The sequence below is a fragment of the Limosilactobacillus alvi genome (assembly GCF_016900115.1).
GTDB lineage: Bacteria > Bacillota > Bacilli > Lactobacillales > Lactobacillaceae > Limosilactobacillus > Limosilactobacillus alvi.
In genome coordinates this window covers 1-14,554 of record NZ_JACJJQ010000020.1, presented here as the reverse complement: position 1 = coordinate 14,554, position 14,554 = coordinate 1, and the positions used below count along the sequence as shown (strand labels likewise).

Below are 14,554 nucleotides of genomic sequence, written 5' to 3'. Positions count from 1 at the left end.
GTCTTCCCTCCTAAAAATAATTTTCTAATTTATATTTCTTAACGTTTCTTCAAGTAGTGATTCTGTCCTGTCCTCACTTTCACGTAAATAAATGTTTTTCATTACATCTTCCACAGAATCTGGTCTCAAATGCATTTTCTTGGTTTTACCATCTTCTGATTTTACTGAAGAAAATTTATGCGTAACAAATAATTTCCCATTAATAAGATCATACTTTTCAATAGGCATATCTCCTTCTTTCCCTCTAATAATAGCTGAAGAAAAAAGGCTTTTACCACTTTCTATATTTTTTGCTAGTTCATGAATATCTCCAGCCTTTAAGGACTTGTTTTTTGGCGACCCCGCAGATAAATTAATGCTTATTCGAGCGCCACCAAGGCTATCAAATAGCTGTTTGAATCCTCCTAAATATTTCGCTATTCCGGTAGAAAATTTTTGAACATTTGCATTTGCAAATGTTAACTCTAAAGTTCTGATATTATCAGATTTTTGAATTCCTTTAAGCGCTTTTTTGTCCGGCACCGGTTGAAACTCTAGAGATAGTTCTTCAAAGTCATCAACATTGAAATCTTCTTTTGCTTTTTCCAATCGTTCATACATCTTTTTTAAATAAAATGCAACTCCACTAACAGATAAACTATGAAAATTTCTCTGAATGAATAAAATACAATTTTCTGTATCAAACAAACAGTTTATGTCCTCAGCAATATATTCATCTGCATCTAAATCTAGATCAGACAATTCATCTACCTCTTGTCGAGTAACTGCTATAGGATCATCTCGTAATTTTGACATATGAAAATACAACAATTTCATATTTGAAAATTTTCTTAAAGTTGCACTATCAACTATAACTTCATGAAATTCGTCTAATCGTGTCGGTATTCCATATTGAGTTACGATTTTTTTATCACGATCATTAATTTTATTTATTGATTTTAAAAGTTCCTCAATATTTAATGGATTACCATCACTATCACATGTCATATATACTTCAAATTTTACCGTTTGTGTTTTTGAAGCCAAATTTATCATCTCCCTAACATTATTTCACTATCATTCTATCAAAAAAAGAGAGCATAGTTACTCTCTCCAGTGAAATAATATTAGGTGCAGTTTAACGTCATGCAAGACGTCTACGAGCAAGGAGTCATTGAATCAATCTTAAATACACGTAGTGTTTTACTGCTCGCAGATGGACGGTGCTATACAAAGTAGGAAGCGGAGGGCCTCCTTCCTTCTTCCGTCCAATGCCCAAGCGACGGATTTGAACCGTACTTTTGCCAGCAAGGTATCGCTTCATAACCTCACTGCCCCACCTGGGAACTTGGCACCCGCCTTGTCGAGTAGGCGGAATAGCGATGCCCGAAATCGAACCGGGATCTTCAGGCAGAAGCCTGCTGCTCGCCCATTGAGCTACACCGCCACCGGAAAATATTGAGTTGCTTATCCAAATCATTCGACAATACCAATTTAACCCCATTTTTAAGGCAACGAGTCCGATCCTAGTCCGATTTCAGTCCGATTTTTTTGGCTTACCATCAAGTCCCCCAATTGAAAAGCTTCCGCAAATTGAAGCAAGGCTTGTGGTTTGAGGTGATTAAAGTATTGGCTCTTACCATAGTGGAGTGACATAAAGCACATCGTATCGTTGTAGTGCTTCTGATAAAGCATCCGTAAGATTTGCTGACTTATAGCATCGCACATTCCAATGGCTTCTTCAGTGGCGATAACCACTTGTTGAGCGTAAGCCCGCTGAACAATTCGCTGTTCGTTTGGATTACCAACTGGCGTTCCTGACGGCATACCGTTGATCGATGGTGATTGTAAATTAGTGATGTTCTTTCCCGCCATTCGCTTAGCTCGTGGATAGTCCCTTAGCAAGAATCTCTTGACGTTGTTTTCAGTGGCTTTGACATCAATCTCTGGCCACAATGCCTGCTGCTCAAAAATAATCTCAACCCACTTTCTGATATACTCAATTTAGCGATGTCTGCCTTGAAGGTGGGCTTTTTTATTACCAACCCGTCCCTATAAATAGCAATAGTAAACTAATCACGGCTACGTAGTTCATTGCCGGCTCTGGATCAAATGCCGCCATAAGCAAGCAGACAATGCAGAAACCAGCAATGATCAATCTTTCCTTCACATAGCCACCTACTTCCCGATAATATCCCAGACGCTGTAATTAATATCGGCATAGACGTTATAGTACCCGAACTGGTAGTTGCCCGCCTCGGTCCGCTTCTCTCGTCCTTGCCGATCACGCTTTACATGCTTATCAAGTAAACTTAGATCTGTAATCCCCAAAATAGTCATTTTAAAATCATGTTTACGAGGCACGATCACTTCAACCGGGATTCGATATCGCTTTTCGAATAATTTAAAGCGTAATTTAGCAGCGGTATCAGTTCCCTGACTATCAACTGAGGGTTTAACGTCATACACATGCTTAATCTCGCCATCATGGTCATACACTACGAAATCTGGCTTATACCAAACTCCCCTGACGTATGTGCCACCAACCATGAACTTATCGATTATCTTGAAATTAGGGTGGACTTCAAACCGCAATCCACTTGGTTTAATGAACTTTACATAGAAATCTCGCTCTTTGGCTGAATCAAACGTGTATCCGTCATAAACAACGCGTTTGCCAAAATGATCCATAAACTACTTACCAACTTTCTTCGTCAATACCTGCAAATTAGTTGCTAGACAGTACAATGCCGCCTCAGCATCACTAGAATTGTTAATTACTTCTTCGATATAGTCCGGGTCACCATCAAAGTGACCGGTTCGGATATACCAGTTCAGATCTTCCATTAAGCCTTGAAACTCAAAGATCTTTTCCTGCAACTCTTCATTGGTCATTTCATCTAAGTTCATTCATCTCACCTCATTGATCCATTAGCTTAAATACAGGAATTGTTGGTAGCTGTTCATCAGCAATTCCAGTTAAATTACTGGCTTTGAAGTCAAGGATGTCTTTTTTGACTGCCTCAGCGGTTAATTTGCCTTGTCTGATGTATCTTTGTAGACAAATCTCCGCATAGCGTACCGATGGATTAGCAGCATCTAACGCACTTTGAAGAATTAACCTAACTGCTAACGGATCCTTAAACTTCTTTGCCAAGAAATCAAGGCGATCAAGTTGTTCTTTGGTCGGTTTCTGCCGAATTTGCTTAAAATAAATATTAATGTAATTACTACTACTACTTCCTTTACTTACATTTGATGTTATCTTCTCTTGATGTTTACTTTGTTCGCCATTTTCCAAATTAGGGTTATCCAAATTTGGAAAACCGGAAATAGGCTGATCCAGTTTCCGATTTTCGGGAATAGGCTTTGCTCGATCTTTAATCCACGCTTCAACTGGCAAATCAGATAACTGCCAATCAGAGGTGGTTAGCTGCCCTAATTTGTTACGTTTTCGCTCTCGCTTAAGATAGCCAAACCTTTCTAGCTCATCTAAGCCGGTATCTAATGACTTCCGACCATCAGTTGCATGCCTAGATACTTCAGTGGCATTAAAGTCCCAGTTATCCGCTTGCGACCAAAGATAATAGAAGATACCACGAGCCTTCCAACTTAGCCGATCATCACGCGTTAGTTTCTGATCGACAATGGTCACAAAACTGTTTCTTACCTTCCGAATCTTCATTAGTACACCTCAATATCAGTTGCGTGGACAAATTCTTCTAAAACCTTGTGGGACCGGCAGTATTCACATCGCCCACACGGTTTAGGCTTAATTTCGCCCATCATAATATTCCAGTATCGTTCTTGATTGGCTTCAATCTCTTCTAAAGCAGCTTGCATCCTTAATGCTTCACTTTCACCTGTGAAGTCAATGGCCAGCTTATCGGGGATTGCCTGCTTTGATACCGCAAACATGTATGGATTGCAGTCCTTACCAAAAGTTTGCTTAATTAGCTCCCGGTAAATCGCCATCTGCATGTAGTACCCCCGATCTTCAATGAAGTTATCCCAGGACCGAGAATCCTCTTGCCAGTGCTTCTTATGGAGATCATCAACAGTCTTTAAATCACAGAAGTAGTTCTGATCGAGTACCAAGCTGTCAATCTTACCCTTCCAGTCATAGCCGAAGAGCTTTCCAGTTACGATTACTTCCTTCTGACCGGGCTTGTACACGTAATTGAACAGCTCGCTATCATCGAGCGCTTTAATCATTACATCGGCAAATTTGTAATCGGCCTTCAATTGGCCTTTCGTTTTGCCCCGTGTCGACATTATCTTGCTCTTGTGGTCTTTGACGAATTTTTCGTGGGCTTCAGGACTTTCAAAGTAGGAGTGGACATAGTTCCCAACTAGCAATGGCTTAGCATCTAGTTCTGGAGTCCAATCACCCTTCAACTTTGCTAAAGCCGCTGCTTCACACCGCTGGAAGTCCTTAAAGCGACTAAAGCTCATGTAATCCCAATCAGTCTCAACTGAGTAATAGTTTTCCGGTGTTAGTTTAGTTGGCATTGTTAACGCCTCCTACTTTATCTCCATAAGCCTCGATGGCCTTATCCTCGTCAATGTAGTCATAGATGTCAGTCTGACCATCGGCAACAGCTTCGCCCTCAGAGCCGTTTTCCGGCGTTTCTGGGAATGGTAAGTCCTCAGCGGGGATTTTATCGTCTGGTTCCGTTAACTGCTTTACGATGTCCCCTGATGGCTTCTCAGCTTGCTTGGGTGCTTCCTTGGTCGTTTCTTGCTTAGGCTCCTCTTTTGGGGCTTGCTTAGGTGCTTCCTTGGCTGTTTGTGCTTGCTTACGCTTAAAGCCGGCCAGCAATGCGTTTGGCGTCCCCTTTTCGACTGGAGCGACCTCTTTGGGTTCCTGTTCCTGGTCATTGTCGTATTCGGCTTCCGTGGCCCGGTTGATGGCTCCGGTTAACAGATCGGAATCATCACTCGTATTGACAAAAATCTTGGCTGCCCGGTTAAGCACTGTCCGCTTAGCCATTTCATCGCTAAATTTTTGCTGGACGTTATGCTGGCGGGACTGGGCCCAACTGGTGTCAATTTGCTTTTTGGTCATTACGGTATAGTCAATCCGACCATCAGCCAACTTAATAAAGGCAAAGGCACCAATCAATGGATTATCAAGGTTCTCAAATTTTGGTACGAATTTCTTAACGATCGTGTGGCCGATTCCGTCAGCCCCAATCTCAAACTCATCGCCTTTGTGGACCACCTGAGCGTCGATATCTACTACTCTTTCCAGGCGTTTAAGGACAGTGATCGTGCCAAAGTATGAGCGCTGCATTTGCAACTGATTGCCGTAAACGATAAAGTAGCATTGATTTTTGGCTGGGCTTAGCCCCTGGACGGCCATATCCATCAGGGCCAGTCCAACTGAGTTAGGATCGCAGACGTCGAGCGCTGAGTGGTTAAATTTATCTCTGGTGCTCTGGAGCTTAAACCAGGCCGCCTTGAGTGCGTTATTGAGGCTGTACCCAGCTGGCAAGGCTAATCCCTTATCTTCCTCGGCACTGATTTGATCGTTGACTTGTGCAAAGATGGCATTTTGCAAATTGTTTTGCATTTGATTTTTGACTTGTGGTTGTTGCATGTTAGTAATCCTCCTCTAGCATGATCTCGTTAATAACGTTGTCGATGTCGGAGCAAATCGCGCTCAGCTCATAGCGTTTGTCGGCTAGATAATCGCTGACGGCAATCAGTTGGTCTTGGCGCTTGATCAAGTCGCCACTGCCGGTCAAATCATCCGCCATTGTTTTTACAATCTTGTTTTGAGTGTCGCTGATGTCGTCATTGAGGGCGCTCAGCCGGTTCAGCACCCGCACTTCACGGGCTTGTAAGTTACGTCGGAACATTTTGATTACCTCCTAAGCCCGGATTCCAGCGGCTTTATTCATCAAATCGCTAAAGCCATCAATAAAGCCATAGCAATCACTCAATCGCCGTTCCAATGTACGGTCGTAGTCTTCAATACGAGTAATTCTCAGTAAATTATTTGCTTCGTCAATTTCTTTTTGCCGTTGTTTCTTTAGAAATTCATAAAGTTGTTTATTCATGTTATAATTACCTCGAATTTTGTTTATTCATGGTGCCTAAGTAGTTGCAGCTACTGATTAGGCACCTTTTTTGTTGTTAAAAGTTAAGAAATGCTTAATGAACCAGTCACCGAGCAACTGGTCAACTACGTAAACCAGGCCAATTAAGGCCAATAAGTTCCACCACCCGTTATTTTCGGGCAATTTAGTCAAGGCGTACCCTGACAGCATTAGCATTAACGGCTTCAATTTCTTCATCATTTCCACCCCCTCCTTTTCGGAAAACAAAACTCAATTACATCAGTGGCCATCAGCAAGCACCAGAGAAAGCCTAAAGCTCCCCACCAGTAGTTGTGACCCATCAACCAGCACCAGGTCATCAGTGATCCTAGTGCTGTATACATAATTGCCTTTAGCAAATTAACCACTCCAATCTATTTCGCTCCGGTGCTCTAGCACCCAATCCACTGCAGCGGGATCAAATCTAACTTTGACCCCCTTCCCGCCATGTAAGCCGTAAACCCATTGTTTAAGAATGGGCTCACGTTCTAATAGCACGTCCCGAATCCAAGCTTCGTTCTTCTGTCGTGGAAGGCGAGCTTTAAACTCCTTGGTGCTAAGGAACCGTAGCGGTTTCTGGGGTTTCTCTTCCACAGCGAGATATGGCTTTAGCATTTCTGCCGCTTCCTGTCTTTCCACAGGCGTGGCGGATTTCAAGATTTCGAGAAGCACACTCATTACTGACACCTCCTATTGTTCTTCAGTCATTCTTTTACGCCTCCGTTTCTAGGAATTTATTAATGAAGTATTGCTGTCCTTTCCCAGTAACTTTTGTGGTTTTCGTAATATGGACAGCCCCATCACCTGAAGAATGCTGACTTTCTTTAACCCGAAAGAGTTGCTTATTCATTGCCATCTGAGTTGGCGCATTGTAATCAGTCCCTCGGCGTTTAATCAAATATCCCTTCTCACGCAACCATTGGAAGAAATGATTTTGACCCATGGTTACTTGCTTACCACTGACAGTAATATGATCAACGCCATTGGCCTTCAGAATTTTAGCCAGCTCACCAATTAGGATGTTGGTTTTAGCTGTTGAAACAGCATCAGCAAACAATGCTTTAGGCTTCATTTCGGCAATTTGAATGTCCTTAGCTTTTAACTGGTCAGCGGCTTGCTGAAGTAAATCGGCTAAACCGTCAGAATTGTGTAAGACGTTGAATGCCTTTTGGTCTGTCATATATGCACCATGTTTGCGGATCGCTGGAAGAACTTCGCTTGTTACCCAACGCTTAAACTCATGAGCTTGTGGAAGTTTGCTGCTGAGGATTAATGAGTACAAACCTGACTCGTTGATCAATACTGGAGCCGTTCCATTAACGGTGAACGAATCGTTCACCGTCTTGTCTTCATCATCAACATGATCTCGAATTGCTTTGGGTCCATTTGAATATTGAAGAATGTTTGTTAAATCTCGGCCAACAAAATAAGGTTCTTCATCAATAGTTACTGTGCGAACTTGCTGTCCTTTGAAATCAAATAATTGTGGTGTCATTTACTTGTCCTCCTTTTTGTGGATAAAATTATAGCTTCTGGTTCAATTAAATTGAACTTATTTCGCAAAAAAATAAGATGGTATGTCGTGAGTATTGATATTTAACAGTTCTGTAGCCTTAACAATTTCTGTAGTTTTCCAAGGAATCTTATTGTTAAGCTTAACAGATAAGCTATGCTCCGACATACCCATTGCCTTAGCAAAATTATATTGAGTGCCATACTTTTCTGTAATACGACCTAATAATTTTGAGTAATTAAACGACATTGAAATACCTCCTTCTATAATTTTTTGTTCAACGAAATTGAACTTTACGATTGTCATAATATCCCCTGTTTTGAATTTCGTCAAGAGCTAAGTTCATTTTTTTTGAATTTTAATTGAATTTAAGTTCAAAAAAGATTAATATATAGATGTAGTAAAGGAGAAAATAAATCATGAAAAGAAAAACAGTTGGACAGCGTTTAAAAGAAATAATGGATAAACGTGGTCTTAAACAAGTTGATATTATTGAAGCTGCGAAGCCTTTCTTTACTGATAAGGTAAAAATTTCAAAAACTGATCTTAGCCAATATGTTAACGATAAAGCTGAACCTAGATCTGATAAATTATATATTTTATCCAAGGGATTAAACGTTCCCGAACAATGGTTGCTGGGATTTGACGATGATAATTCATCTTCAACTAGTCCTCATAGTGATATAAATGAAGATTCGCGTAGGCCAAAAGTTAAGTCTTTGGCTCGAAGGATGGATAAACTTAGTGATAACGATTTGGATTTAATTAATGACCTTTTGGATAAATTTGATAATTAAAGAAGGGAAATAAGTGGATTTCGATTACTCTACAATTAATTTTGAACATATTAGAATGATTGCGTATCATTGTCTATCTCTATTCAATGTGAACAAGTTTCCTATTAGAATTCTTCCTTTTTTTAACCAATTTGATAATTTGATATTAATACCCTACGAAAAAGCTGTGGCTAGTGAAAACATTTCTATTGCAGAATTAAAGAATAAAGTTACACACTCTGACGATGCAGCAACTCTCAAAAGGGCAAACAGGTATTTTATATTTTATAATGATAATACTTTTGAAAAAACCACAGAAAGAATCAGATATTCTATTATTCATGAGCTCGGACATATTATGCTAAATCATTTTCAAGATGATAGGACCTTATTAACTAGATCAGCAATGAGTGATGACGAATATGATAAATTAGAAATTGAAGCTAATTTTTTTGCTGCCGAATTTTTGTCACCAAAAGCTTTGATTACGCCGAGTTGGAGTGTAAATGAAATTCAATCTGTTTTTAGGGTTAGTGAAGATTCCGCAACTAGAACTCATCATTTTATATCTCAAAACCTTTGGTTTCAAAATAAAATATATTCAGAAATTGAAAATGGAAATTACGATTTTTACTCTAGCAAAAAATTAGATATTTTACTTCCGCCATGTTGTACTTTTGGACAATATTTATCTACAAAGGGCTTTGTATTTTGTAAAAATTGTCAAAGCTTTACTAGAGTTAGTAAGCAACAAAATGCAATATTTTGTTGTATCTGTGGAAAAGAAATACATGAAATTTGTTATTGTTATGATCATTTGTTTACTATTTATGATTTAGAGGTAAGGAATTTGAAAGATTATACTTCAATTCAACTAAACGATTCTGGAAAGACTTTAGAGTGTCCTAGATGCCATGCTACTCAAAAAGAAGACGGTGAATTTTGCGATGTATGCGGAGCTTATTTAATTAATAGATGCACTGGTCATCCAGAAGTGGGATTCACTTATAACGATCTTGGTACTCCTTGTAAAGAAGGAAAAGTGCTGGGTGGTAGATCTCGTTACTGTCGTTATTGTGGTTGTAAGTCAACTTTTTATGAACAAGGATTTTTGCCATCGTATACCGATGATACAGTGAAGGGTAAAAAAATTCATCAAATTTAGATAATGTATTTAACTACTATAAATTACACATTACTTGTTTTGTCCAAACACTGAAGACGTTAAAAGCTGTTTTTTGGAGGAGATCAAAGTGGCAGCTAAATTTTGTGAGTTATGCGGAAAGAAAACCGGATTGCTATCACGGACTAGATTTGTAGATGGTTATATTTGCTCTGATTGTCTTGATAAAGAAGGCCTTTATTACAGCACCGTCTTAGAAGAATGGGCCAAAAGCCATTCGTGGAAAGATATTGATGAATTTAAAGCAAAGAAAAAAGAATTAGAAGGTCCCCACTGTCCTTATTGCAAGAGTCCCAATATTCAACCAATGGGGCAACATAAAAAAAGTTTTTCCGTTGGTAAAGCCGTTGGTGGTGCAGTCTTAACTGGCGGTATTGGTGCTTTAGCTGGATTTGCTGGCAAAAAGACCAAAAAAGTTGATTGGGTTTGCTTAAATTGCGGTAAATCGTTTACGATGTAGGAATTAAACAATGATTGTTACTATTTTAATCATTATCGTTATACTCGCTTTTATGAATAGGCGCTCAAGAAAAGATCCTAATTCTAAAATAAAAGATACTACGCCGACAAATCATGACGTTTCTTTACCATCGTTTCAGGAAATTAAGAGTTACTTAAAATCCGATGTACCTTCAAAAAAAGAAAACGGAAAATTGGTGAACGGTCGTACTGGATATAAGTTGGCCAAGGAAACTTCAATTGAAAGATCCAAAAATGATTTAAAACAAGCGTTAGAAATCAATCGAAATAATAATGATTTTATTGAACAAGCTAAATATGATGATTCAAAAGCAACTATTGCTACTGATGATTATTTATCGAACATCTGTATACCATATTACTTCGGCGGTGTGTTAGCTTATAAACAAGGCGATTGGGACTTGGCTGAAAAATGGTGGTTAATGGTTTTAGACATACGTCCTACCAATTCAGCTAAAAAGTTGGAAATAATGTATCGTAAACAAAAACGATATAAAGATAACGTTATTATGTATGAGAAAGCGATTGAATATTCTAAGCGGTATGATAAGCTTACCAATCAGCATTTAACAAAACATTTAGCAGAACTCAAAAAAACATGTAGTGCTGAATTGAATAAAAAGAGTAAAAACGATCATTCCATCGGAATACAAGAATATCCAAGCATGATTGACTTTAACTTTATCGATAAATTGCAAAGAATTGCTCAAAATAATGCTAATTAAAAAAAGCTCCCCACCTGCGGCAACAGGTCGAGAGCTTAGGAGTTAAAAATAGATTGGAACTCTAAATTTTTAACTCCTCTATTTTATCATACTTGAATGGAGGAATAAATTATGGCCCAAATAAAAAAACGAAGCGGTTTTTGGCAAGCTCGAATCCAGTGGATGGATAACGATGGTAAACGACATTCGAAATCTAAAGCCGGTTTCAAAACTAAGAAATTGGCTCAAGCGTGGGCAATTGACCAAGAGAATCAATTAAACCGCGGAGTTAAGATTGATAAATCTGCAGTCTTCGCTGAACTTTTCGATAAATGGTATCAGCAATATAAAGAGCCAATCGTTTCATATAAAACAGCCGAGTGGTATCAGCGAGTTAGCCGAGTGTTGCATGACTACTTTGGCACCCGCAAAATTAGCGAAATTGGTATTGACGATTACCAAGGTTTGATAAATAGCTTCGGCAAAAACCACGCCCCAGTTTCAGTGAAAAAATTAAATTCAATGATTAGGGCCTGTGTCAAATTTGCAATCTTAGATGACTATATCATCAAAGACTTTACGCAAGGTGTGAACTTAATCGCTGATAAAAGTAAGGTTATGCAAGTTGACTATCTTAATTTGAAGGAAATTAAACTTCTCGTCAATGAACTTCGGCGTCATCTGGATCCTCGCTTTACAAGCTACTATATGATCTTGACTGCCATTTATACCGGGATGCGATTGTCAGAAATTCAAGCTTTAACCTGGAATGATATTGATTTTACTGCTCATACCATAGATATCAATAAATCCTGGGACGCAATTAATCGCTCTTTTAAAGAGACTAAAAATGAATTTTCAAAACGCAAAATTAAAGTTAATTCGCAATTACTTTCCGATCTGCATTCTTTAAAGTTTACCAGTCGGAGTAATATGGTTTTTCTAAACTCACGTGGGACAATCCCAGTTTCAGTCGGAGTGAATAAAATTTTACGTGACCTACTGGCAAAACTTGGCATAAAGCGGCAGGGTTTCCACTTTCATAGTCTTAGACACAGCCACGTTGCCCTGCTACTTGCTAACGGGATCGATATTTACATCATCAGTAAGCGCTTAGGCCATTCGAATACTTTGATCACTAGTCAAACTTACGCTTACTTGATAGATGAGTATAAAGAGCGAGCTGATAACCACATTTTACAAGCTCTTGATCAACTTTAGGTGTGTGCAATTTGTGTGCAGACCTTAGAATTTCACAGCTTTTTACAGTGTTTTAGTGCAAAATCACAAAGCGCCCTAACCCCTTATGATTAAAGGGGTTGAGCGCTTTTTGTTTTTATACAGACTTCTACAAATTTCATCCAAAACGGTCACTTGCGTAGGGAAAACAAGAAACAAATGCCTATCTCATCGCATCTCTATTTTATCACATTTTTCATTTCCATAAAGATCACCTCTTCTTAATACATATACTGAAGCAAGTGAATCATAACGGCTAACCCTACATCATTAAACTACTACTTCTGCACAACTTAAAACTGCTCCAAAGCTTAAATCGTGCTCAATAAGCGGCTTTTCTTCACTTTCTAAACTCTCCTAATTCTATTTGCCGTCGGTGAATAATCTTGTTAGCTTGCCCTGGTAGTTAGGATTAACCTCGTTAAAATTCATTGTGAATGCTTAGCATAGTCGACGAAGGTTTGCTTGGTAAAACCATGATAGTCGGAATAATGATTTCACTTGGATTAAGATACCGATTAACTAAATTCCGATGTAAATTTTCTAACTTACTCTCTTACTTTTTCAAGTTTCCGAGCTAATATAGTAAGCCTAATCATACATTTTGGGTAACAACAAAATTTTCGCTTACATAATACAAAAAAGAGCGCGATTATCTAGTAACCTTTAAACCGACCTAACTACACAAATCTAAATCGCCCTTAATACCTAGATCAATTACCGCTTACGCCTAATTATTAGTCTTCATCCTTAATCGCTAAATATTTCAAAACTGTACTCAAAGTAAAGCCATCAATTATTTGATTGTTTCTAACTAACATTAATAACTCTGACAAACTAAATAATTGGTAGCCAGTGATCTGCTCCGACCGTTGTACGACCAAGCCTTTAAGTGAGCCCAAATCAGCTAAATAACACCGAATATGAGATTCAATTAAACCTGAATCTGGCATCACTTCGCCCAAAAAAGTTAACTTTGTCGGCCGCAAATTTAACTCCTCATTTAACTCGCGGTGGGCCGCCAAAGTAAACTTCTCGTTTAACTCAGTAAAGCCACGAGGGACCTCGTAATGAACTTGTCCATCAACTCGTAGATGCTCTAGTAAAAGAAACTGATTATTAAACCGAGGTAAAATAACAACTCCACCGGTAAGCTGGGTTAACTTTAAAGCCCTTTTGCTTCCAGTAAGTTGATAATAATTGTTTTTCCAATCCATCATTATAATCTTCTTGATCCATCTTTCCTAACTTTACCATTATAATCAAAACTCAAAATCCAAGTGTTGTAAGTTTCACCTTGCTTTAACTTTTTCGCTAAGTAAATTTGTGATCCATACAGAATTAGTGAGAAGGCAACTAAAAAAATTAATACCTGTTCAGAAATGGGTAGCGACCAATTAAAGTATCCAATAATACCAAAAATCGGTAAACAAACTAGAAAGACAATACCGGTATAAACCATATTGTCAGTGGAACCAAAAGCGTATTTCCGTAAAAGAATCCAGGGATTATTCCGATGTTCAACCCTGCCATTTAATGAATCTTCCATGATCGCTTTCATCTGGACTTGTAACTCATCAACGGTTTCAAAGCGCTTTTGATTAGCAATTGCCCAGTTAATAGTATATATAGCACCTAAATATTGGGTATGCCAACTACGTAAGTCAGCTAAAATCAAAATAACAATCCCGCCAGCAATCATCAAGGTCGCATAAATAATTAATACTGTTGGTCGCCCAAGAAAATCACGCTTTAAGTAGTTAAGGTTAGTTAAAATAAACGAAAGAACAATCACATAAAATGAAACTACCTGGTCCCGTTTCTTCCCCTGTTCCAAGAGATGAGTATTACACTGACCATATACTTGCATGAGATAGTCAAGAAATAATTTCTTATCTTCTGTCAATTTTTTCACCACCAAGCCTTTCATTTAATTATACTGTAAGCGATAAGTATCCGCACGTATTGACAGAATCAAAAACGAGTATGTCATTTTCGTAAAAGGACAAGGGTCTCTATTTGATGATGAACAGTTAGCTACCTTAGCTAATAGTGATATCGACTTGACGGAGACTGAAATAACTAAAATTGAAGTTATTGAAAAGAAAAAGGTATGCGTCACCAGGAACGAAAGAATTCTCAGGGATGGGCTGCTTTTTTGGACTCTTTACCACAAGTTGAGGAACTCACCCCGCTCGAAGATACCCAACATCCAACTTGTCAGCACGAAATGAAAAAGATTGGTAAGCGAGTAAACAGTCGTGAAGTTGACTTATTCCACCACAACTTCGTTGTACTAACCATTGTCAGTAAACTTATAAGTGTCAAAAATGCGAGAATAAGACCGGCAAAACGGTAATTAAAAGTAGTAAAACACCACAATTATTACTCCCCCATAGCTTAGTATCTGGTGGTATTCTGGCTGAAGTAGCTAATTATAAATTTAATCTGGCAGTACTAATTCATCGCCAAAAAAAGATTTGGGAACGGCTGGGATTACCAGTAAATAAATCATCACTTGTCAGAAGTGTTATTTCACTATCAGAGACATACCTTGAACCACTGGTTAACCTAAT

General features: G+C 38.6%; 21 protein-coding genes and 1 tRNA gene. 6 read left to right on the top strand and 16 right to left on the bottom strand.

Annotated features, from left to right (window positions below; translation table 11 throughout):
- Positions 1-24: 24 nt before the first annotated feature.
- The 14 genes from H5993_RS05260 to H5993_RS05195 form a co-directional block, all read right to left on the bottom strand.
- A complete protein-coding gene (locus H5993_RS05260) occupies positions 25-1,026 on the bottom strand; it encodes a DUF6731 family protein (protein ID WP_204776527.1) in 1,002 nt (333 codons plus the stop codon).
- A gap of 330 nt (positions 1,027-1,356) precedes the next feature.
- A tRNA-OTHER gene (locus H5993_RS05255) sits at positions 1,357-1,426 on the bottom strand.
- Positions 1,427-1,485: 59 nt separating this feature from the next.
- A complete protein-coding gene (locus tag H5993_RS05250) occupies positions 1,486-1,935 on the bottom strand; it encodes an ArpU family phage packaging/lysis transcriptional regulator (protein WP_204776526.1) in 450 nt (149 codons plus the stop codon).
- A 222-nt stretch (positions 1,936-2,157) separates the two neighbouring features.
- Complete coding sequence (locus H5993_RS05245) at positions 2,158-2,670, bottom strand: DUF1064 domain-containing protein (protein ID WP_204776525.1); 513 nt, start codon at positions 2,668-2,670, stop codon at positions 2,158-2,160.
- A gap of 3 nt (positions 2,671-2,673) precedes the next feature.
- The gene (locus H5993_RS05240; protein ID WP_204776524.1) at positions 2,674-2,889 is read right to left on the bottom strand and encodes a hypothetical protein; all 216 of its coding nucleotides are present in this window, start codon (positions 2,887-2,889) and stop codon (positions 2,674-2,676) included.
- Between the two features lie 10 nt (positions 2,890-2,899).
- Positions 2,900-3,664: a hypothetical protein gene (locus H5993_RS05235; protein ID WP_204776523.1), complete on the bottom strand. Its 765-nt coding sequence runs from the start codon at positions 3,662-3,664 to the stop codon at positions 2,900-2,902.
- The gene (locus H5993_RS05230; RefSeq protein WP_204776522.1) at positions 3,664-4,491 is read right to left on the bottom strand and encodes a PD-(D/E)XK nuclease-like domain-containing protein; all 828 of its coding nucleotides are present in this window, start codon (positions 4,489-4,491) and stop codon (positions 3,664-3,666) included. Before H5993_RS05230 ends, H5993_RS05235 begins: the two co-directional genes overlap by 1 nt.
- Positions 4,481-5,581: a recombinase RecT gene (locus tag H5993_RS05225; protein ID WP_204776521.1), complete on the bottom strand. Its 1,101-nt coding sequence runs from the start codon at positions 5,579-5,581 to the stop codon at positions 4,481-4,483. The genes H5993_RS05230 and H5993_RS05225 overlap by 11 nt, the downstream gene beginning before the upstream one ends.
- A 1-nt stretch (position 5,582) precedes the next feature.
- Entirely contained in the window at positions 5,583-5,843 is a 261-nt protein-coding gene (locus tag H5993_RS05220; RefSeq protein ID WP_204776520.1) for a hypothetical protein, read from the bottom strand.
- Positions 5,844-5,855: 12 nt separating this feature from the next.
- Complete coding sequence (locus H5993_RS05215; protein ID WP_204776519.1) at positions 5,856-6,044, bottom strand: hypothetical protein; 189 nt, start codon at positions 6,042-6,044, stop codon at positions 5,856-5,858.
- 57 nt (positions 6,045-6,101) lie between these two features.
- Positions 6,102-6,284 carry a hypothetical protein gene (locus H5993_RS05210; RefSeq protein ID WP_204776518.1) on the bottom strand — a complete coding sequence of 61 codons (183 nt, stop codon included), beginning with the start codon at positions 6,282-6,284 and terminating at the stop codon, positions 6,102-6,104.
- A gap of 159 nt (positions 6,285-6,443) precedes the next feature.
- Positions 6,444-6,761, bottom strand: coding sequence for a hypothetical protein (locus H5993_RS05205; protein ID WP_204776517.1), 318 nt, complete (start codon positions 6,759-6,761; stop codon positions 6,444-6,446).
- A gap of 34 nt (positions 6,762-6,795) precedes the next feature.
- Positions 6,796-7,578: a phage antirepressor gene (locus H5993_RS05200; RefSeq protein ID WP_204776516.1), complete on the bottom strand. Its 783-nt coding sequence runs from the start codon at positions 7,576-7,578 to the stop codon at positions 6,796-6,798.
- 57 nt (positions 7,579-7,635) lie between these two features.
- Positions 7,636-7,845, bottom strand: coding sequence for a DUF739 family protein (locus H5993_RS05195; RefSeq protein ID WP_204776515.1), 210 nt, complete (start codon positions 7,843-7,845; stop codon positions 7,636-7,638).
- A 170-nt stretch (positions 7,846-8,015) separates the two neighbouring features.
- Between H5993_RS05195 and H5993_RS05190 the strand changes: the two genes are divergently transcribed.
- The 5 genes from H5993_RS05190 to H5993_RS05170 all read left to right on the top strand — a co-directional run bounded on the left by H5993_RS05190 (position 8,016) and on the right by H5993_RS05170 (position 11,960).
- A complete protein-coding gene (locus H5993_RS05190; protein WP_204776514.1) occupies positions 8,016-8,393 on the top strand; it encodes a helix-turn-helix domain-containing protein in 378 nt (125 codons plus the stop codon).
- Between the two features lie 13 nt (positions 8,394-8,406).
- The gene (locus H5993_RS05185; RefSeq protein ID WP_204776513.1) at positions 8,407-9,537 is read left to right on the top strand and encodes an ImmA/IrrE family metallo-endopeptidase; all 1,131 of its coding nucleotides are present in this window, start codon (positions 8,407-8,409) and stop codon (positions 9,535-9,537) included.
- 88 nt (positions 9,538-9,625) lie between these two features.
- Positions 9,626-10,015: a DUF4428 domain-containing protein gene (locus H5993_RS05180; RefSeq protein WP_204776512.1), complete on the top strand. Its 390-nt coding sequence runs from the start codon at positions 9,626-9,628 to the stop codon at positions 10,013-10,015.
- A 10-nt stretch (positions 10,016-10,025) separates the two neighbouring features.
- The gene (locus tag H5993_RS05175; RefSeq protein WP_204776511.1) at positions 10,026-10,760 is read left to right on the top strand and encodes a tetratricopeptide repeat protein; all 735 of its coding nucleotides are present in this window, start codon (positions 10,026-10,028) and stop codon (positions 10,758-10,760) included.
- Between the two features lie 111 nt (positions 10,761-10,871).
- Positions 10,872-11,960, top strand: coding sequence for a site-specific integrase (locus H5993_RS05170; protein ID WP_204776510.1), 1,089 nt, complete (start codon positions 10,872-10,874; stop codon positions 11,958-11,960).
- A gap of 755 nt (positions 11,961-12,715) precedes the next feature.
- Here H5993_RS05170 and H5993_RS05165 read toward each other — a convergent pair.
- Together H5993_RS05165 and H5993_RS05160 are read right to left on the bottom strand one after the other, a co-directional pair.
- Complete coding sequence (locus tag H5993_RS05165; protein WP_204776509.1) at positions 12,716-13,198, bottom strand: NUDIX hydrolase; 483 nt, start codon at positions 13,196-13,198, stop codon at positions 12,716-12,718.
- Entirely contained in the window at positions 13,198-13,884 is a 687-nt protein-coding gene (locus H5993_RS05160) for a hypothetical protein (protein ID WP_204776508.1), read from the bottom strand. The genes H5993_RS05165 and H5993_RS05160 overlap by 1 nt, the downstream gene beginning before the upstream one ends.
- Before the next feature lie 452 nt (positions 13,885-14,336).
- Between H5993_RS05160 and H5993_RS09705 the strand changes: the two genes are divergently transcribed.
- On the top strand, positions 14,337-14,554 hold a 218-nt coding region (locus H5993_RS09705; RefSeq protein ID WP_204776548.1), incomplete at its 3' end, for an IS66 family transposase.